The sequence below is a fragment of the Rhizobium sp. BK049 genome, from assembly GCF_014193135.1.
Classification (GTDB): domain Bacteria; phylum Pseudomonadota; class Alphaproteobacteria; order Rhizobiales; family Rhizobiaceae; genus Rhizobium.
Genome location: NZ_JACHYV010000009.1, coordinates 163,660 through 182,918, shown reverse-complemented (window position 1 = coordinate 182,918; position 19,259 = coordinate 163,660). Strand labels below are relative to the sequence as shown.

Here is a 19,259-nt window from a genome sequence, read left to right as displayed (position 1 = left end):
AATCCCCGAAACGATCACATGCGCGTCCAGTTGATGCTCGGCAGGTCTTCGACGCTATTGTCCGTCGGATTGCGCAGCACGAGGTTGAGGCTGCCATTCGCCTGGCCCATGGCGAAGATCAGCATCTCGGCTTCCGACGGCGTCACTTCGACCGTCACGTGATTATAGCTGCTATTGGCCTTGGTGACCGCACCTTCCGGCGTGGTCGCCGCCCCGACGGCAAGCACCTTGACATTTTGCAGGAAGGTGCGGGTGACGACGCGGGTGCGCGAGCTGATGCCGAGCTTGTAGTCCTGCGCCTGCTTCCGGTAGGCGTTGATGTCGTTCTCGTCGGCGCCGGGATATTGGGTGAGATAGTTCTTCAGCATCTGCTCGACCGGCGAGGGCGGCTGGGCCGGAGCCTGCGGCTGCGTGGTTGCGGCGGGCGTCTGGCCGGGTGCGGCCGGTGGCTGCCCGGGCGTTCCCGGCTGCACCGCGGCGGGCGGAGCCACCGGTTCGACCGGCTCGTCGACCGTGCCGAGAATATCGACATAGCTGCCCGGCTCGACGAAATGGCCGACGGCCTCGGCGGCATTGACGGGCAGGGTGAGCGCTCGCTTGCCGGGCGCGATCATCGTCGTCAGCCGACCGCCGTCGGTATCGTCGAAATACTGGAAGAGCAGCACCGAGCCGGCCGGAATGTCGGCCGCCGCCGTCCGGTCCTTCAGCCATTCCTGATAGGCGCTGGCGGCAGGCACGGCGAGCTTGGCGAGCGCCCCGAAGCTTTCCGGCAACATCACCGGTTCGGCGAGCATGTCCGGCGTGATCGCCTGTCCTCTCGTCACCTTCTTGTCGGGCTGGAGCCGCATGAAGGCATAGGCCACCTGCTCGTTCTTGACGCTCTCGGTCCAGAAGTAGAGCAGAACGCCGGTGATCAGCCCGACGATGACAGCGGCAATGAGCTTCCAGTTCATGGTGTTAATCCTTCGACGAAGGGTTGCCTGATTTGAATGACCTCAACGGTCCTGCCGTCAGTTTTGCTTCTGGTGTAGAGAACATTGGCTTCGACACTGCCGCGCCGGCCGTAAAGCGCGGTGACGCCGCCACGCTCTTCCGGCGGCGTTTCGATGGTGAAGCCGTCGCGGACGAGCAGGTCGGCGCGCTGATCGGACCAGCGCGCGGCGGCGAGCGTGCCCTTCGACACGACCGTGCGCGACATATGGCCTTTGTCATGGTCGCCGATATCGCTCAACACCTCGACGCCGGCCGGCGGACGCAGCGACGTCGGCAGCTTGGCGACATCGGCAGGGGCGGCGAAGGCCGGCAGCGTGGCGGCGACATTGTCGAAGCGGCTCATCAGCACTTCGGTCATCGGCGCATCGGCAGGCCGGCGGATCATGATCGAGACGCCCGGAATCGGCGCTCTCGCCGAGGGATCGTTCGGATCCTGCTCTCTCATATAGTCGAGCGCAGCCTCGCCGTCGCCGTCGAAGAAGCGCACGACAACGGCGAGATCGTCGCGGATGCGGCTCACCTTCGGGACGATCATCATGTTGGCGGCGATGACGGCGGTCAGTTCCTCCCGGTCACTGCTTTTCGGCATGGCGGGGCGGGTATTGGCGGCCAGCACCCGCAGCCACTCGTCGGTAATATCGGCAATGCTGCGATCGCTCTGGTAGGGCGTGAACTCGAGCGGCTGGCCGTTGATGACGAGATCACGCGGCGCCCGTTCCGGCGCCCCGAGGATGCCGGCCAGCATCGAATTCAGCGTCACCCGGATATCCTTGTAGATCTCGGCGCGGCCCGGTGTCGTCATCACGGCGAGGCCGACGATCAGGGCGGTGCCGAGGAAATGAGCGGAGATGCGTGATCGCTGTGCCATGTCACTTCGCCCCCGGAAAGACGCCGTCGAAGAGATCGCCGGAATCGCTGGCCACATCGCGGATCTCCCGGCGCAGCGTCGGGTCGTAGCCGCGCCGCGTGGTATCGTTGTTGTGCGAAATAAACAGCGTCGAGTCGTCGACTGTGAACGCATCCTTCCAGCGGATGCTGCGGATGGTGTCGAGATCGTCGGAATCCCTGAACTTGTAGACGCGGTCGGCGGTCGCGGTGACGAGCTGCGGCTTCTCGTCGGCAAGCTCGCCGACCATATCGCCGAAGTCGCGACCATTGCCTTTGAGGGTTTTCTGCACGTCATCCCAGATAAAGGTCCGCTGAGGATCGCCGTCGCCTTCATGCGAAGGGGTGCGCGAGCAGTTGATCGCGTCTCCCCCGGGCAGGGCCGGCAAGGCCGGGATCGGGAAAACGTTGGAGAAATCAGAGGTGCAATTCAGGCCGCTCGCCTCGGCGAAGGCGGCATTGCGCATGGCAAGCATGGTCGCGACCTTCTTGGTGGAGATCTTGTTGGCGTGAATGACGAAGATCACGATCAGCAGGATAACCGGCGCGGCGAGCACGAATTCGATCGAGGCAAGACCGCGCCGGTCGCGGTGCAGCCGCATCATGAACCCGCCGGCCGGAGCGTCACCGGCTTGCTCAGTGTGTGTTGACGGCAGCCCAGGCATTGGCTCCTCCCTGGTCGAAGACGCGCGTCAGGCCGGTGAAACTGTCAGCGGCCGGGCTTTGCTTGATGGTGCCAGAAACAGCGCCGATATCGTCGGCGAGTGTCGCCGGCGCCAGCGAGGCAAGCCAGTCCTGCGTGTAGAGATCGAAGGCCGTGTAATTATGGACCCAGCTCTGCGCGAGCGCATAAGCGGACGGCGTCTTGTCCTTGAACAGGCGAACCTGGAGCCTGGCGCGCGGCGCCCGCGAAACGATCGCCAGCGTCTGGTAGTCGGTGAGCTGGTCGCCGCCGAAGGGCGTGAAGTTGAAGGGAATGCGTCCCTTCAGCCAGTAGGGCTTCGGAAAGGAGAGAAGCGGCAGACTGACGCCGGTCACCGAGATCGCCCCGCCCCCCGGGCCGCAGACCTGGTTCCAGATCATGTCGAACTTGCGGGTGAAGTCGTTCTCGTCCTTTGTCTGCGAGTCGGAGTAGCGCGGCGGCACGTCGATCGGCAGCTGGAAGGGGTTGGTGATGCCGAAGCCGACGCCGAAGACCTTGTCGGCGATCCAGAAGCTGGCATCGAGCGCCAGTTCCTGCCACCAGCTGAGATCGCCGGCATATTGCTCGACAATCGCCTTGAACGGGACCTTGCTCAGATAGGCCGGCCCAAAGGCTTCGTAGAAGATGTAGAACTCCACCAGCTGATCGTCGATGCCGCTCTCGTGGTTGACCCAGTCGCGGATATGGCTGCCGTCGACGCCGCCTGCCGTCAAAGGACCCTTGCCGTTGGGGAAGCCGCGATTGGCGTATTCGCCGCGCATCAGGAACGGATCCTGTCCCTGGGTACCAGAGGACATGGCAAGGCACATTTCCGTATAGGCGGCGGCTGGATTGACGCCGTCGCGATCGACCGGCAGGTTGCCGCCGGCGCCTTCTCCGGCCTGACCGCAGGATTCGCAGGGCGGATGGAAGACGACGTGATCCGACTTGTTTAAACGAACCAGATGCAAGGCGTCGTTGCCGACCCGCTCGGGAAAGCTTTCGACCAGATAGTCGTTTAGATCGTTCATCGCGTCGATGATGTCGCTGGACTTATTGATCAGACCCAGCGGATCGTATTTGACCTGCGCCGCCACCGTATAGGCGATCGCCTTGGTGGCTTCGGTCGCCCGGAATCCCTGGAATGCCAGGCAAGCGCCGTAGATGATGCCGCCGACGATCGGAACCTTCTGCCAGCCGGGGCAGTAGGGCATCGGCGGCAGCGGCGGCAGGAGCGATGCCGGTCCGAAGCCTTCGGTGAAGGAATATTGAGCGAGTTTCGCCAGAATGGCGGCCGAGCGCAGGGCCAGTTCCGCGGTGGTCAGCTGATAGGCGACCGAGGTCGCCATGACCACGGTTGCCTGCGAGGAGGCGACATTGTTCATCGCCATGATGTTGAGATAACGCGCCTCCCAGTCGGCATGGACGAGTGCGGCGGCATCGGCGGTATCCTGCGTGCGCTGCTTGTCGTATATCATCTGCCCGGTGTTCAGGATCCAGACGATCATCAGCGCCAGCGCGATCGTCATGTAGAGGATGATCGGAGACAGGAAGCCGCGCTGGTCGCGGTGCAGGCGATGGATGAAGGACGGTGTCATAACAGGTTCACCTCCGCCGTCGAAATCGTGTAGTAGCGCCCGTCCTTCCGCTGGCCGCGGGCAAAGACCCAGCCGGCATATTCGAGCAGCAGGAAACGCGCTTCGACCCTGGCGGTGACGGGCACATGCGGCGAGCGGTTGATGGCGGCATAGAGCGCCATCGGGGCGCGATCGACGGTGACCGTGACGTTCTGCGGGTCGAACATGTAGCGCGCCTGGTTGCGCATGGCGCGCCAGTTCTTCGAAAGGCCCGAGGCGTCGGCAAGGCTCTTCAGCGCCTCCTCCGGCGGCTGGCAGGCGCCGACGCATTTCAGCTGGTCGTAGGGAGCGGCCGGGATCAGCGCCAGGCGGGCGGCAAGATCGGCCTTGCCCGCTGCAGCGTCGTTATCGCAGGTCTTGGGACCGATGAAGCTGTGGATGGTGATCGGCAGGGCCGGGCAGAAATAGACGCGGGCGCTGCGGGCCGCCGCATAGGCGGCATAATGAGTGAAGAGATGGTTCTTCGCCAGGATCGTGAACTGGAAAACCACGAACATGAAAAAGACGAAGATTGGCGTGACCAGCACGAAATCCATCATCGTCGTGCTGCCTGACATATCGCCATGAAGCTCCGATATCCGCCGCCGGCGGGCGGAAAGCCGCGGCAGCAGCAGCATCGAGATTAGCAACAGCATGGCGATCGCGAAGGTGCCGAGAAGCGCGCCATGATCCTGAGGGATCCAGAAGGTCCGCGAGTGCAGGATCGAACTCCAGAAAGCACCGTCGAAAGTGGGGCGTTCGAGTTCCGCGCGCATTGTCGTTACCTCACGAGGGCAAGAGGGGTGAAATCAGGCATGAACAGGCACCAGAGAAGTCCGAGAGCGGCGGCGACGCCGAAACGGACGGTATGATGGGTTTCGCGCGGCTTCAGCACCGAAGTGGCGCTTCGAATGCCGACAGGCAGAAGCAGGGCGAACAGTCCGACGGTCCGCGCCAGCGCGCCCCATTGAACCCGCCGCGCCATGGACAAAACCGCAATCATGCCGCCGATCATCAGCGATGCGAGCATCACGTCGATGGCGGACCAGAGGCCGAGAACGGCGCCGAGCGCCGCCATCAGCTTGACGTCACCGCCGCCGCAGCCTCCGGCTGCGAAGGCGATGATGAAGATCAGGCCTGAGGCAAGGAGGCCGGCAAAAGCCAGGCCGATCCCCGCCAGGCCGCCGCTGATCGCTGCCAGCATGAAGCCGGCAAGCAGGCAGGGGTAGGTGATGGCGTTCGGGATCTGACCATGGCGGTGATCGAACACCGCCGCGGTCGTGGCGCAGGCGACGGCAAGAGCCGCCGCCGCTGGCATCAGGGTCAGATCGTAGGTCATGTCCATGACACCGACCCCGCTTATTGACCCGGCTCAGGAATTCTCTCGGCGTCGGAGAGAGCCGTGTTCTTTTCGTTGAACCATTCGCCGATCTGTTTGCCGAATGCGAGCAGGAGCAGCATCAGCGGAATGACGATCAGGGCGACGGCAAGCACGATCTGGGCCATGTCGCCGCGTTCGTCCTTGTGAAGTGCAATTGCGAGAGTCTTGAGTTTTCCAAACATCTGCGTATTCCTCGTTCCATGGTTTGTTTCGGATCGAAGACCTTGGTGAAGAAGAAGCAAGCATACGCCATCGATCCGAACCAGCACGTTGCTCGTTCCAATGATTTTTTCTGCTTCTGCTTTTCTTCCCCGGTCGCCAACGCTTGTTGAGCAACATCATTAAGACCCAAGAGTGCGCCCAAGGCCAGCCCTCCGTCAAGCAAACGGAAGGCAGGGTTCCAATTGTCTTGGAGGCGTCTCCTGCAGACATGCGGTTGACGGTGGCGTTGTCAGGCTAACGGGCTGATTACGCTATAATTTTTTTGGGTGAGGCCTGTTGTGAGGCGGTTTTCGCTGATCTCGTCAGCTGCTCCATTATTGGTCAATGGTTTCAAAGTGATAGACGAGACAGAAGCCAGCGCCCATACTGCAGGCCAAGCGAGGGCGCCCCCATGGCGTTGCTTGCCGATCTGGATTAAGCTTGTCTTCAATATTGGCTATGGCCCGTCAGTCGTTCCGGAGACAAAACCATGGAAACGATGAGCAGCGTCTTGATACTTGCATTGGTCCTCATTCCACTGATGTTGTTCTTTCCAACTGCGGTCCAGATGATGGTAACGCTGTTCGGCATGAGCTCCGTTCTTGTCGGGATGCCGCTCTGATGAAAGCCGTTTCCGACGACGCTGCCGAACAGGCGACCTTCCAGGTTCTGACCCGGGCGCTGGACAAGCTCCTGGCGCCCATCCGCTTCCTGCTCGAGGATCCGAGCGTTTCCGAAATCCTGATCAACGGAACCTCCGACATCTTCGTCGAACGGCGAGGCAAGCTCGAACGCGCCGATACGCGCTTCGCCAGCCGCGAGGATCTGGAATCGGCGGCACGCAGCATCGCGCAATTCTCAGGCAAGCGCCTGACGCCGGAGGAACCGAGCGTCGAAGCCCGCCTGCCGGACGGTTCGCGCGTGCAGATGATCCAGCCGCCTGCCGCCCGCACCGGGCTCTGCATCTCCATCCGCCGCTTCCTGAGAGAACATCGCAGCATTCGCGACCTCGTCACTCAGGGCAGCCTGACGGAGGAGTCGCTGTCCTTGCTGCAGGCGGCGGTCGGGCTGCAGAAGAATGTCATCATCTCAGGCGGCACCGGCACCGGCAAGACGACGATGCTGAACGCGCTGTCTGAGGCCTTTGCGGATCATGAGCGTGTCATCGTCATCGAGGACACGTCGGAACTGCAGATCCGCAAGGAGCACGTCGTCTATCTCGAAGTCACCAAGCCCGACAGGTTCGGTCGCGGCGGCGCCAGCATTCGCGAGCTGTTCCGCTCTTCGCTCAGAATGCGGCCGGACCGCATCATCGTCGGCGAGTGCCGAGGCGGCGAAGCGCTCGATATGATCCAGGCAATGACATCGGGCCATAGCGGCAGCCTTTCGACCGTGCATGCCAATACGCCCTATGACGCGCTGCACCGCCTGGAAACCCTGGCGCTGATGTCGGATATCGACATGCCGCTGCGGCCGCTGCGCTCGCAGATCGCTTCCGCCGTCGACGTCGTCGTCCAGATCGCCCGGTTCAAGCGCACCGGGCGGCGGCGGGTCATCGAAATTTCCGAAATCAAGGGCCTCAATGATGAGGGCCAGTATATCGTCGAGAGCATCTACAAGCTCGACGGCGGCGGCCATTCCGACGCGGATGGTGAGCTGCGCTGGACAGGCGCCGTGCCGAGCTTCGCCATAGAAGCCTTTGAGGAGCTGGGAAGCAGCCAAGCGGAGCTCCCCAGCTGGATGAAGCCGGTGGCGACCGCTCACCGGCCTGAGTAAAGCGGGATCGGTCCGGCCGAGCTCGACACGATCGCGAGCGACCTCGCCGTTCATCTCCTGGCCTAACCTGCGATCTTTTGCCAAACCGAGACATGTCGATCGCTGACCTTTGTGAACGGCTCCTTTTTCCAGCCGCCCCATCGGTCTTCGAGTTTCAGGCCGGCCAGCCGCGCCATAAGGTCGAACTCCGCTGGCCAGGCATAACGAAACGGGACCGCGAACTGCCTGTAGTTTCCGTCCCGCATCCGGATGTGATGGGACGTGAAGTTCTGGCTTACCACGTCGTACTCATCGACGCCCCAATGCGTCTCGCTGCGGTCGAACGCCAGGATCGTCTCGCCGAGCGGAAGCCGCTGAAGCGGCGGGACGCCCACCTCGATCAGGAAGCGCCCGCCAGTTTCAAGATGCGCGGCCGCGTTCAAAAAGCAGGCGACCTGGGCTTCCTGCGACGTCAGATTGTTGATCGTGTTGAAAGCGAGATAAACCAGGGAAAAGCGTCGCTCGACACGGGTTGTCGCCATGTCGCCGATCACCACCGGAATGTCCGCGCCGCCCTCTTTGGCGCGAAGGCGAGACACCATCGCTTTCGAAAGCTCGATGCCTTCTACCTCCACCCCTTTCCGCGCAAGAGGCAGCGCCAGGCGCCCGGTTCCGATCGCGAATTCGAGCACCCGCCCGCCGCCTGCGACCTCGGCCAGGAGATCGACCGCCGGATCAACGACCTCCGGGGCCGAGATGCCGTCAGCATCGTCGTAGGTAGCCGCGACCTCATCGTCAAAAAAACCATCGTCATGCATCTCTTGCTTACCTCTCTGATAGCGGTCGCCTGAGGACCGGTCGTGCGATCACCTTGCCCGCCGCTTCGCGGGCAAGGCATCAATTGGTCCTAGCGATCGCGCCAGCTCGCCAATCTCGTGGCGGGCGACGCCTATGTCTTCCAGATCGCGGTCCGACAGCCACTGGAGTGCCTGTTCCGTTTCGCGCCTTTGCCACCAGCGAAGGAGGGCGGGCGCTGCAAACCGCAAAGCTGCCATCTTCGTCAGAAGGCTGGGAGCAAAACGATCCGAGATTTCAATGTGCCGGAGTTCGAATGTCATAACCTACGTCCAAGTTGTGTTGCGGTGATATCAATCTAGTGAACTGCCATCCGACGTGTTATCGGTAGTCTGTCAAATTATGTCCGTGAGACGCCATGATTGCCCGCGACAACCTGACCAATGTTCATCTGCCGGAAGACGCATTTGGAGATTATCCGCACACCGCCGTCGCCCAGGGCGGAGCAGAGCCCGCCGGGCGAACCTATTCTTTCCACGTGCACCACCGCGCCCAGCTCTTTCAGATCGTGCGCGGTTCGCTACGGCTGGAGACCGAGCGGGGCTACTTCATCGTTCCGCCTGAACGTGCCGTATTCGTGCCCTCAGGCGTCCTGCACGAAGTGACATACCTGCAGGAGACGGAGCGCAGCTACCTCTTCTTCCGGCCCGACGCGGTCGTGAACTTGCCCTCCGAGGTCTCAGTGATCGGTACGACGCCGCTCCTGCGCGAACTGATCCTGGCCTTCCTGGAAATACCGCGCGCGGACGCCGGCAGTGCGCGTGCCGAACGGCTCGTCGCCGTCATTCTCGACCAGCTTCAGACGAGTGCGGTCGCGCCGCTGTCGCTTCCCTCGCCGGCATCCGAACGCCTCCGGAGCATTGCTTCGGACATTCGCAACGAACCGGGTGCCGATTGGCCACTCGATGAACTTGTCTCGCGTGCGGCCATGTCCGCCCGTAGCTTTCAGCGCCACTTCCAATCCGAGACCGGCATGAGTTTCCGCGCCTGGCGTCAGCAGGCGAAACTCCTCAAAGCAGTGGAGTGGCTCGCCGCCGGCCGAAGCGTCGGCGATATCGCCTTCTCGCTCGGCTACTCGGGCCCCAGCGCCTTCATTGCGGTGTTCAGGACGGCCTTCGGTGTCTCTCCCGGACAATATTTCCAGGGAGCCTTTCCGGGTCATGGTGTCGGAGCTTCCGCGCGGCCGGCGCAATGACGCGTCCGCTGGCGCAAAACGGCAAAGCCAGAATCATCGCCTGAAGGCCATCGGACACTGTCTCCAAAGACGCATCGAAAACGGCTCAGGCCGTCTCCGCCGCCATGACCCGCCCGCCCGTGCCGCGGGTCATCGCTATGCCGCCCAGCAGGTTGCGAAGCTCGGCTGCGGTTCTGTTGGCGATGACGCCGAGCGCCAGGCCGCCTGATATCGCCAGCAGATGAAAGAGCGGCGCCGGCAGCACGGCGGCGGCCTCTGGCATCAGCAGTTCCGGCACGAAGCGGTGCAGCAGGTAGGTCGGAAAGGCGGAGACGGCAATCAGCGTCACCAGGCGCCCCAGCCGCACGGGCAGGGGAATGCGCGGCAGATAGAGAAGCGCCATCAGCGCGGCGAAGATCGTCAGATATTTGACCGTTGTGCCGATCCAGAGCGTTTCCCAGAAGGCGAGATAACCGAGCACGGCGGCGGCAACGGCCGTCAGGATGATCCGTTGCGCCGGTCGGCCGGTGAGCCCCGCGCACCAGCCGAAAACGCCGAGATGCAGGCCCCAGTAGATCGTGAAAATCTGCCGCTGGCCGATATCGAAGACGTGCGGCAGCGAATACCGCGCCGTAACCGCGAGCGCCAGCAGCGCCAGCGAGAAGGCGAAGGGGTGCGCCCGCGCGAGCCTGCGCACCGCAGGCACGGCGAAGACAAGGGAGAAGACGAGGAGCGTCTGCGCATAGGCTTCGATGAACCAGTAGAGATAGGGAAGCATCTCGTGACGCTCCGGCTCGGCATAGCCGAAATTGCCGGTCAGCGTGACCGAGGCCCAGGGAATGGTCTGCCAGGCGAGCCCATAGCCGGCGACGATCAGGAAATAGGGAATGAGGACATTGATGGCAGGCCGCAGCGCATGGCGGAAATTGCCGCCGAGGAAATGGCCCGATTGAAAGCGCGCCAGGCTGAAACCGACGAGGAGCAGCATCACGCCCGATCCGCCGGGAATCGGCCAGAGCATCTCGTGATGGATGACGACGAGCAGAATGGCGATCGCCCTCAGAACCAGATCGGTCGGCAGCGCCCTCAACTCTGCGCTCCGGCCGGACGCGGCGTCCCGCGGGCCGATATCAATCTCGGCGATCCGCCGCTGCTCCCAGCCTTCCGGCAGCTCGACGCCAAGCCGGTCGAGCGCCATCGTCAATTGCAGGAAGCGCAGCGAATCGCCGCCGAGCGAGACGAAGCTGTCGTTGCGGCTGACCGTGTGGGGGTAGAACACCCCCGCATAGGCATCGAGCACGCTGAGCACGGCCGCACGGCTCGTCTCGCGCGCCGCCAGCATCTCAGCGCTCAGGGCCGCATAGTCGATCTTGCCGGAGGCAAGCCTCGGCAGCGCGCTTCGCGCCCTGACGCTAACCAGGTTCGCCGGAACATGGCTCGCCTCGACCAGCACCTGGAGCGCCCGGTCGGCCTCACGTGCATCGCTCACATAGGCCTGCAGACCGTGATCGTCGCCGACGACGGCAGCGGCAACCCCCGCTTCGGCCAGCACCTGCTCCATGATGTCGAAGCCGATGCGCAGCCCCGCAACCTTGGCAAAACGGCTCTTGCGCCCGACGATCCGGTAGAAACCGTCCTCGTCGCGCATGGCGATGTCGCCGGTCATCAATGCCGCGACCTCGGCCCCCCGCTGAAGATCGGCGCGATCGGCGCCATAGCCCATCATCACGTTGGGGCCGGCATAGACGAGTTCTCCGGCAACACCGGACCGGTCGAGCGGACGCCCGTCATCGCCAACGAGGCTGAGGCTGCCGCCGGGAATGGCGATGCCGATCCGCTCTTCATGATCGCCCAGGCTCTCCGGCGGCACGAAGGAGATGCGGGCGGCGGCCTCGGTCTGGCCGTACATGACGAAGAAGCGGCCGCTATTGGCGCGCATATGATCACGGTAGAGGCGGATGAGTTCGGGCGCCAGCCGGCCGCCCGCCACCGTCATGAAGCGCAGCGCCTTCAGCGCGTTCGTCCGGAAACCGGTCTTTTCCATCAGCTCATAGGAATAGGGCACGCCCGAAAGATTGGTGCAGCCGCTTTCGCCGAGCAGCCTTGCGAAATCCTCGCTGACCACGGAGACTCCCGGCATGAAGATGCTGCCGCCGGCAACCAGATGCGAATGGAGGACGGAGAGACCGTAGGAATAGTGAAGCGGCAGGACGAGCGCGGTTCTATCGGCAGGGGAGAGCTCGAGATAGGAAGCGATCGAGCGGGCATTGGCGTCAAGATTGGCATGGGAGAGGCGAACGGCCTTCGCCAGCCCCGAACTGCCCGATGTCATCAGCAGCAGAGCGAGATCCGGATGCAGCGGCGCAGCACTTTGCCCGAGCCGGCTTTCCTCCACGAGCCGCCAGCGGCCATCGGCCGGGCGGTAGGTGAAGTCGGGCTGAAAGGCCGCCAGAAACTCTCGCCACATCCTGTCGTCGCAGGGCGACAACATCGCCACCGCATGGCCGGCGGACAAGGCGCCGAGATAGGCGACGATCGCATGTTCCGAGATCTCGGCCGCGATCGCCACGAGCCGCTTTTCCCCGCCTCCCAGCCGCTCGGCAAAGCGCCGCGTCCGGGTGTTGAGGTCGGCGTAGGAGAGCGTCCGCCCGTCGGCAAAGACAAGGGCAGGGCGATCATCGGCGCGAGCGATTTCGGAAAACAGGTTGGCGGGGATCATGCTGACGCTTCGGATTGGCAGAAAACTGGCCGAAGCGCGTATAATCCTTGACTATAGCAGTCAACTAATTTCCAGGTGCATATCTGCGCCGCGCCAACTGCTGCGGTCCTCGCACGCGCTGGGGAGCGGTGTCGTCACCACCGCGGCGGCCGTTTCACCGCGGCGGGAGACCCAGCCTTGCAGCATCGGATGGCTTGCGCGCCGATACAGTTGCAGCCGATGTCCGATCACCAGCGGCGATGGCGCGTGTTGACGTTTCCGTAATCACGGCAAGCGCCTTTGCTTGCCGGGCGGCTCTTTTCTCATAGGATTTCTGCGCCATCTCTTGCCGGGGCAACCAGACAGGGTGCTTTATGGACGAGACAATCGAACAGCTTCTCCATCTTTCCGCACAGACGGAAACGCTGATGGCGGTCTATGATGGCGATGACCGGCTGCGCTATGCCAACACCGCTTTCCGCTCCGCCTATTTCATCGAGCCGGCGGAAACGCCGCTCTGGCCGGATCTGATGCGGCGCAATTTCGAGCTCGGCCGCGGCACCGTCATCCGCACCGACAATTTCGAGGAATGGCTGCGCTCCACCCAGTCGCGCCGCGGCAAGATCGGCTATCGCGCCTTCGAGACGGATCTTGCCGACGGCCGCTGGCTATGGATGACCGAGGCGGTGCAGAGTAACGGCTGGATGCTCTGCATCGCCAGCGACATCACCCGTCTCAAGGTCCATGGCCGCACTGTCCGGCAGGATCGCGACCAGGCGATCAAGGCCTCCTACACCGACGAACTGACCGGCGTCGCCAACCGCCGCTTCGTCATGGCGCGCGTCGAAGACATGCTTGAAGCCGCCCGGCATGGCAGCAGCGGCTGCCTCGCCGTCTTCGACATCGACAATTTCAAACGCATCAACGACCGGCTCGGCCACCACGCCGGCGATCTGGTGCTGCGCGATTTCGCCCACCGCATCCACCAGAATGTCCGCCGCAACGATTGCTTCGGCCGGGTCGGCGGCGAAGAATTCCTCCTCGTCATGCCGGCCACCGGCCCGGAAGACGCGCTTGCCATGGTCGAGCGCATGCTGACGGTGATCCGCTTCTCCAGGCCGCTGCCGGACTCGCCCGACTTCAGCTACACCTGTTCCGCCGGCATCGCCGCGTGTGTGCCGACGGACAGTGCATCCGAGCTTTACCGGCGGGCCGACCAGGCGTTGTATGATGCGAAGATGAGCGGCCGGGATAGGGTAAGGGCGGCGTAGGATACGATGTCCGAGGTCCCGCCGAGCGGGTCTGGCCGGTGCGCATTCCCGATGTCGCTCTTGAATTGGTCGGGCGTCCTCTGCTAGGCGTCATCCTGGCTTGAAGGCCGGACAAGATCCAGCGGGGACCGAGGGAAGTGGCGCCAAAGGCAGTGACGCTGATAGACGTTGCGCGCGCCGCGAACGTGTCGCGCGCGACCGCCGCCCGCGCATTGAACGGTTACGGCTATGTCGGCGGAGACGCGGCAGAGCGTGTGCTGGCGGCGGCCGATCGGCTCGGCTATCGCAGCAATCGCGTGGCGCAGGCCCTGCGGCGAGGGCAATTGCCGCTCATCGGCTTCATGCCGGGCGATATCCAGAATCCGTTTTTTGCCCGGATCGCCCATGATGTCGATGTCGATCTGCGCGCCTTTCGCCACAACCTGCTGATCGCCAGCAGCGAGGAGGATCCGGAGCAGGAGGTGGAACTGCTCGAAAGCCTGAGGTCCCTCAATGTGCGCGGCTTCATCGTCGCGCCGACCTCGGCCGACAACAAGGAGCACCTGGTCGGGCTGGTGCGTGAGGGAACGCCGCTCGTCCTCATCGACCGCGCTTTGCCGCATCTTGCCTGTGACAGCGTCACCGTCGACAATGAGGGCGGCGCCCGCGAGGCCGTCAGCTATCTGATCGCCAACGGCCATCGCCGCATCGGCCTCATTCAGGACGATTCCCGCATCACGACCGCCCGCGGCCGTCTCGCCGGCTATATCCAGGCGCTGCAGAGCCATGGCATCGAGGTGGACGAATCACTGATCATCGTATCACGATCGACGGTGGAATATGCGATCGATGCCACCATCCGGCTGTTCAGCCGGCCGTCGCGCCCGACAGCGGTCTTCACCGTCGACAGCCTCATGACCCAGGGGGCGCTTCTCGGGCTGCGCTCGATGGGCCTTGCCGTGCCGCATGCCGTTTCCCTGGTCGGCTTCGACGACTTCAACCTCGCCACTTTCACCGACCCGCAGATCACCGTCGTGGCGCAGCCGATCGCGCAGATCGGCCCGCTCGCGGTGAAGCTGCTGATACAGCGGATCAACGGCAGTCGGGAGCCGCCGCACAGGGAGCAGTTCCCGACGCGCCTGGTCGTGCGCGGCTCCGTCTCCCGGCCGTCCCGCACGCCGGGACGCTGATCTGCCCGCGCCTCTCCTGGCTTGTCCGCGACAGGCTCTTTCCAGCATCAGATGAAATTTCTGCAAAAATTGGCTTGCCATGCCGGCCGGACCATGCATTAATTCGCGTGTGAGATCGATCTCTCATCACTCCCGAGGAGCGGCCGGTCTTTCCTTTGATCTTCGTGTGAGACCGATATCACATTTGAATTGGCGACTGCATGCTGCGCGCCGCAGTCCGCCGCCTGAAGTGGGGGACGTGTGCGTGCTTACTACTGACAGACAAGGGACCCGAATGTTGAACTTTGACCAAGCCCGCTTCCTGAAGATCCAGACGGGCGCCGTTGCGATTGCAGACTGGATCCGCCCGCTGATGCGCGAACTGCTCGATGCCGGGATCGAGCGGCTTTACTTCATGGGCACCGGCGGCGTGCAGCTCCTGACCTTTCCTGCGATCGAGCTCGCCGCCCGCCATACGACCTTTCCGGTCTCGGCCTGCTTCCCGGCCCAGGTGATCCTCGATCCGCCGGCCGGCCTCAACGAAAAGGCGCTGGTGGTGATGCCGTCATTGTCGGGCACCACCAAGGAGAGCGTCGCGCTTCTGCCTTTCCTCAAGGAACGCGGCGTGCGCTTGTTGACGCTCACCGGCCATGCCGACACGCCCCTCGCGCAGCAGGCCGATCACACCTATACCAACTTCGCCGAAGACGACACGTCGTCGGAGTCCTTCTACCTGCAGACTATGATCATCGTCCTGGCGCTCCTGGCCGAAACAGGCAGGATCGCGAATTTCGACGCAATCGTTTCCGAGCTGAAAAGGCTGCCCGGGCTGCTCGCAGAGGCCAAGGCCGCCTATGAAGACGAGGCGGCGAAACTCGCCCAGTCCATCAAGGACGAGTCATACCATATCTTCACCGGCGCCGGCTCGGTCTGGCCGGAGGCGCATTATTACGGAATGTGCATCCTGGAAGAAATGCAGTGGATCCGCACGCGGCCCGTTCATGCCGCCGATTTCTTCCACGGCACGCTGGAACTGGTCGAGCCGGGCGTCAGCGTGTTCCTGTTCAAGGGCGAGGATGCGCTGCGGCCGCTCGGCGAGCGGGTCGAGCGCTTCGTCCATCGCTACACGGACAAGGTCTGGATCCTCGATTCCGCATCGGTCGCCCTTCCCGGCATTTCGCCGCAGGTCCGCAGTCTGATCTCGCCGGTCGTCCTCGCCACCCTGCTGGAGCGGCTGAGCGCCCATCTCGAGGTGCTGCGCCAGCACCCGCTGACCACTCGCCGCTACTACAAGCGGGTCGAGTACTGATGCCTTGCGGCGAGCCTCTTCGCCCGTCAGCGGCGAAAGTGGCTCGCCGCTTCGCACCGGCGGGTGGCGGAAGGACGCCGCGATCTACCGCACGATCAACAAGCAAAAGGGGAATGAAACATGCAACGGTCCATCCACTCCACTGCTGCGATAATTGCGGCAGTATCGGTCATCTCGATTTCCTGGGGAGCCTTCCCGGCGACAGCCTCTGCGGCCGGCGATGCGCCGGTTGCCGATCCGGCCGCCAAGGTCGACTACAGCGGCAAGCTGACGATCCTGACCAAGTTCGGCCTGCAGCTGCTTTCCCCCTATTTCGTCAATGTCGCCAAGGCCTATGAGGCGCAGCATCCCGGCGTGAAGATAGAGCTCATCCAGGAGAACGACGACAGCATCAAGGGAAAGACCAAGACGCTGGTCGCCTCGAACTCGCTGCCGGACATTTATTTCTCCTGGACGGGGACCTGGGGCGAGAACTTCATCCGCGGCAATCGCGCCGTCGATTTGTCCAAGGTCATTGGGCCGGAGACCGAATGGGGCAAGGCGCTGAGCCCGGCGGCCGTGAAGGCCTTTTCGTATAACGGCAAATATTTCGGTGTGCCGCTTTACCTCGATGCGAAATTCATGGGCTACAACAAGGAGATGTTCGCCGATCTCGGCATCGAGCCGCCGAAGGATTTCGACGCGCTGTTGAAGGCCTGCGATGCGCTGAAGGGTTCGGGCGTCGTTCCGATCGCGATCGGCAACAAGGAATCCTGGCCGCTCGTCCATTATCTCGGGCAGTTGCTGGCCTATAACGTGCCGACCGAGACGCTGGAGCACGATTTCAACCCGAAGACGGCGACGTTCGATCATCCCGGCTATGTCGCGGCGCTCGGGCAGTACCACTCGCTTCAGGAGCGCTGCGCCGGCGGCGCCCAGGTCAACGGCCTCTCCTACCAGACCGCACTCCAGTCGATGAGCGACAAGAAGGCGGCCATGTACTACCAGGAGATCATCGAATTCGATCAGGCCGCGACCAAGGAAACCGCCCTGAAGCCGGAGGAGTTCGGCTTTTTCAAGCTGCCGGCTCCGAGTGATGGCAAGGGCTCGGCCACCGCGCTCGAAGGCGCGCCCGAGGGTTACATGGTCAATGCCAAGGCGAAGAACGTTCCCCTGGCGATCGACTTCCTGAAGTTCCTCACCACCCAGGAAAACGGCAGGACGCTGTCGGCGCCGCCCTATGGCCAGCCGAGCGCCGTGATCGGCGGCGCGGACAAGAGCAGGATCAATCCCAATGTCGCCGAAGGCATGGAGGAGATCGCCAAGGCAAGCTATCTCATGCCGTGGCTCGACACGGTCAACCATCCGCGTGTCGCCGCTGCCTGGCTTTCCGGTCTGCAGGCCTTCGCCGGCGGCTCCATGTCGGCGGAAGATCTTCTCGCTTCCGTTCGCAAAGCCGCCGCGGCTGCCGCCGGGCAATGACGATGGCGAGCGTAACGGCAACCCCGACAACGAACGGTGCCGCCCTCAGCGGCGCCGTCTCCAACCGCAGGAGATGGCTGCGGCACGGCCTGCTGCAGCAGCTGGCGGCGTTGCGCTGGGGCATCGTGGCGCTGATCATCGTCGGCTGGTTCGTCTATTATCCGATCGTCGACAACCTGTTTGTCAGCACGACCACCCAGGACATCTTCACCGGCGAGGTCGCTTACGTCGGGCTCGACAATTACCGCCGGCTGCTCGACGATCCGGTCGTCTGGCGGGCGCTGACCAATAACGGCCTCTATGCCGTGCTCTCCGTCCTCTTTCAGGTCTTCGCCGCCTTCGTGCTTGCCGCCATCATCGAGGGGCTCAGGAGCCGCGCCTGGCGGAATTTCTGGCGGGCCGTCTATTTCATTCCCTCGGCAATCTCCACCACGGTCACCGGCCTGCTCTTCTATTTCATCTACCAGCCCGATATCGGCCTTCTCGACGCCCTGCTGCATCTGCTCGGGCTGCAGAACCTGTCTTATACCTGGCTGGGTGACGAGCGCACGGCGATTTACGCGATCATCGCGATGAGCCAGTGGCAGGGCTTCGGCTATTCCACGCTGCTCTTCACCATCGCCATCCAGAAGATCCCGCGCGAACTCTACGATGCCGCCACGGTCGATGGGGCCGGGCCGCTCCGCCAGCTTTTCTGCATCACCTTTCCGCTCACCCGCGAAATGACCGGCATGATGATCATCGTCACCATTGCCGGCGCCTTCCAGGTTTTCAACGAAGTCATGGTGATGACCGGCGGCGGGCCGAACAATTCGAGCCAGGTGCTGGGGACGTGGCTCTACGAGCAGGGCTTCAATCAGAACGATATGGGCTATGCGGCCGCAATCGGCGTGGTCATCTTCCTCGCCACCCTGACGACAGGCCTGCTCCAGCTCTGGTACACCAAGAGGCGGAGAGTGGAGGCATGAGCGCGGTGGTCATTCCTGCGGGCGCGTCGCTGCGCAACCCCTGGCTGGTCATCGGCAAGGGCGTCCTGATGGCGCTCTTGGTGGCGGCGGGCATTCTCGTCGTCTACCCGCTGGTCTGGATGGCGCTCGGCGGCTTCAAGTCGAACAGCCAGATCTTCAGCGATCCCTTCGCGCTTCCCGACCGCTGGTCCTTCGACAATTACGTCGCGGCCTGGAACCAGGGTGTGCGCAATTTCCTGTTCTCGAGCCTGCTGGTGACCGTCGTTTCCACAATCACCACGGTCTTCATCAGTGCCTGGACCGCCTATGGCCTGACCCGCACTCAGATGTTCGGCAAGCCTGTCATCATCGGCTTCGTGCTCGGCGGCATGATGCTCAGCCCGACCGTCGCGCTGGTGCCGCTCGTGCAGATGATGCAGAGCCTTGGCCTCTACAATACGCATTGGGCGCTGATCATCCTTTACACGGCCTTCCGCGTGCCCTTCACCACCTTCCTGATCCGCGCCTATATGCTCGATTTGCCGCGCGATCTGGACGAGGCGGCCATGATCGATGGCGCCAGCCACGGGCAGATCTTCCGCAAGATCATGCTGCCGCTCTGCCGGTCGATCATCGTCTCCAGCATCATCCTGCACATCCTGTTTGCCTGGAACGAATATATCTTCGCGATGATCTTCACCAACCAGATCGACGTGCAGACCCTGCCGGTCGGCCTGACCTCGCTGATGGCCAAGCATGGCACCAATTTCGCCGAGGTCTTCGCCGCCATGACCATCTCGGCGCTGCCGATCGTCGTCATCTTCTTCTTCACCCAGCGTTATTTCATCCGCGGCCTCACCGAAGGCATCGGCAAGTGATTTCA

General features: G+C 63.1%; 19 protein-coding genes. 9 read left to right on the top strand and 10 right to left on the bottom strand.

Features of this window, described 5'->3' with window-relative positions; genetic code table 11:
- Positions 1-14 precede the first annotated feature (14 nt).
- The 7 genes from FHT70_RS12445 to FHT70_RS12415 are packed head-to-tail and all read right to left on the bottom strand — an operon-like array spanning position 15 to position 5,739.
- Entirely contained in the window at positions 15-953 is a 939-nt protein-coding gene (locus FHT70_RS12445; protein ID WP_085780996.1) for an RcpC/CpaB family pilus assembly protein, read from the bottom strand.
- Positions 950-1,861 (bottom strand): hypothetical protein, encoded by a 912-nt coding sequence (locus FHT70_RS12440; protein WP_183701428.1) that lies wholly within the window; start codon positions 1,859-1,861, stop codon positions 950-952. Before FHT70_RS12440 ends, FHT70_RS12445 begins: the two co-directional genes overlap by 4 nt.
- Before the next feature lies 1 nt (position 1,862).
- Positions 1,863-2,543 (bottom strand): pilus assembly protein, encoded by a 681-nt coding sequence (locus tag FHT70_RS12435; protein ID WP_183701424.1) that lies wholly within the window; start codon positions 2,541-2,543, stop codon positions 1,863-1,865.
- Positions 2,515-4,158: a Tad domain-containing protein gene (locus tag FHT70_RS12430; protein WP_183701421.1), complete on the bottom strand. Its 1,644-nt coding sequence runs from the start codon at positions 4,156-4,158 to the stop codon at positions 2,515-2,517. The genes FHT70_RS12435 and FHT70_RS12430 overlap by 29 nt, the downstream gene beginning before the upstream one ends.
- Positions 4,155-4,952 (bottom strand): TadE/TadG family type IV pilus assembly protein, encoded by a 798-nt coding sequence (locus FHT70_RS12425; protein ID WP_183701418.1) that lies wholly within the window; start codon positions 4,950-4,952, stop codon positions 4,155-4,157. The genes FHT70_RS12430 and FHT70_RS12425 overlap by 4 nt, the downstream gene beginning before the upstream one ends.
- 5 nt (positions 4,953-4,957) lie before the next feature.
- Positions 4,958-5,521, bottom strand: coding sequence for an A24 family peptidase (locus tag FHT70_RS12420; RefSeq protein WP_183701415.1), 564 nt, complete (start codon positions 5,519-5,521; stop codon positions 4,958-4,960).
- A 14-nt stretch (positions 5,522-5,535) separates the two neighbouring features.
- The gene (locus FHT70_RS12415; RefSeq protein ID WP_018246152.1) at positions 5,536-5,739 is read right to left on the bottom strand and encodes a hypothetical protein; all 204 of its coding nucleotides are present in this window, start codon (positions 5,737-5,739) and stop codon (positions 5,536-5,538) included.
- A gap of 509 nt (positions 5,740-6,248) precedes the next feature.
- Between FHT70_RS12415 and FHT70_RS30580 the strand changes: the two genes are divergently transcribed.
- Together FHT70_RS30580 and FHT70_RS12410 are read left to right on the top strand one after the other, a co-directional pair.
- Complete coding sequence (locus FHT70_RS30580) at positions 6,249-6,380, top strand: hypothetical protein (protein WP_257784635.1); 132 nt, start codon at positions 6,249-6,251, stop codon at positions 6,378-6,380.
- Positions 6,380-7,534 (top strand): ATPase, T2SS/T4P/T4SS family, encoded by a 1,155-nt coding sequence (locus FHT70_RS12410; protein WP_246721816.1) that lies wholly within the window; start codon positions 6,380-6,382, stop codon positions 7,532-7,534. Before FHT70_RS30580 ends, FHT70_RS12410 begins: the two co-directional genes overlap by 1 nt.
- 62 nt (positions 7,535-7,596) lie before the next feature.
- Here the strand turns inward: FHT70_RS12410 and FHT70_RS12405 are convergent, their stop codons facing one another.
- Both FHT70_RS12405 and FHT70_RS12400 read right to left on the bottom strand, forming a co-directional pair.
- Complete coding sequence (locus tag FHT70_RS12405) at positions 7,597-8,331, bottom strand: class I SAM-dependent methyltransferase (protein WP_183701409.1); 735 nt, start codon at positions 8,329-8,331, stop codon at positions 7,597-7,599.
- A 48-nt stretch (positions 8,332-8,379) separates the two neighbouring features.
- Positions 8,380-8,631: a DUF1127 domain-containing protein gene (locus FHT70_RS12400; RefSeq protein ID WP_097598925.1), complete on the bottom strand. Its 252-nt coding sequence runs from the start codon at positions 8,629-8,631 to the stop codon at positions 8,380-8,382.
- Positions 8,632-8,726: 95 nt separating this feature from the next.
- On the opposite strand from FHT70_RS12400, the gene FHT70_RS12395 reads away from it, so the two are divergent.
- A complete protein-coding gene (locus tag FHT70_RS12395; RefSeq protein ID WP_183701406.1) occupies positions 8,727-9,563 on the top strand; it encodes a helix-turn-helix transcriptional regulator in 837 nt (278 codons plus the stop codon).
- 85 nt (positions 9,564-9,648) lie between these two features.
- On the opposite strand, the gene FHT70_RS12390 is transcribed toward FHT70_RS12395, so the two are convergent.
- Positions 9,649-12,261 carry an AMP-binding protein gene (locus FHT70_RS12390; RefSeq protein WP_183701403.1) on the bottom strand — a complete coding sequence of 871 codons (2,613 nt, stop codon included), beginning with the start codon at positions 12,259-12,261 and terminating at the stop codon, positions 9,649-9,651.
- Between the two features lie 353 nt (positions 12,262-12,614).
- Between FHT70_RS12390 and FHT70_RS12385 the strand changes: the two genes are divergently transcribed.
- The 6 genes from FHT70_RS12385 (at position 12,615) to FHT70_RS12360 (ending at position 19,254) form a co-directional block, all read left to right on the top strand.
- Positions 12,615-13,511: a GGDEF domain-containing protein gene (locus FHT70_RS12385; RefSeq protein ID WP_183701400.1), complete on the top strand. Its 897-nt coding sequence runs from the start codon at positions 12,615-12,617 to the stop codon at positions 13,509-13,511.
- A 137-nt stretch (positions 13,512-13,648) separates the two neighbouring features.
- Positions 13,649-14,680, top strand: a complete 1,032-nt coding sequence (locus tag FHT70_RS12380; protein ID WP_183701397.1) for a LacI family DNA-binding transcriptional regulator — start codon at positions 13,649-13,651, stop codon at positions 14,678-14,680.
- A 274-nt stretch (positions 14,681-14,954) separates the two neighbouring features.
- The gene (locus FHT70_RS12375; protein ID WP_183701394.1) at positions 14,955-15,968 is read left to right on the top strand and encodes an SIS domain-containing protein; all 1,014 of its coding nucleotides are present in this window, start codon (positions 14,955-14,957) and stop codon (positions 15,966-15,968) included.
- Between the two features lie 120 nt (positions 15,969-16,088).
- A complete protein-coding gene (locus FHT70_RS12370; RefSeq protein ID WP_183701391.1) occupies positions 16,089-17,429 on the top strand; it encodes an extracellular solute-binding protein in 1,341 nt (446 codons plus the stop codon).
- A 2-nt stretch (positions 17,430-17,431) separates the two neighbouring features.
- Positions 17,432-18,397, top strand: coding sequence for a sugar ABC transporter permease (locus FHT70_RS12365; protein WP_183701388.1), 966 nt, complete (start codon positions 17,432-17,434; stop codon positions 18,395-18,397).
- The gene (locus FHT70_RS12360; RefSeq protein WP_183701385.1) at positions 18,394-19,254 is read left to right on the top strand and encodes a carbohydrate ABC transporter permease; all 861 of its coding nucleotides are present in this window, start codon (positions 18,394-18,396) and stop codon (positions 19,252-19,254) included. Before FHT70_RS12365 ends, FHT70_RS12360 begins: the two co-directional genes overlap by 4 nt.
- The last annotated feature ends 5 nt before the right edge of the window (positions 19,255-19,259 follow it).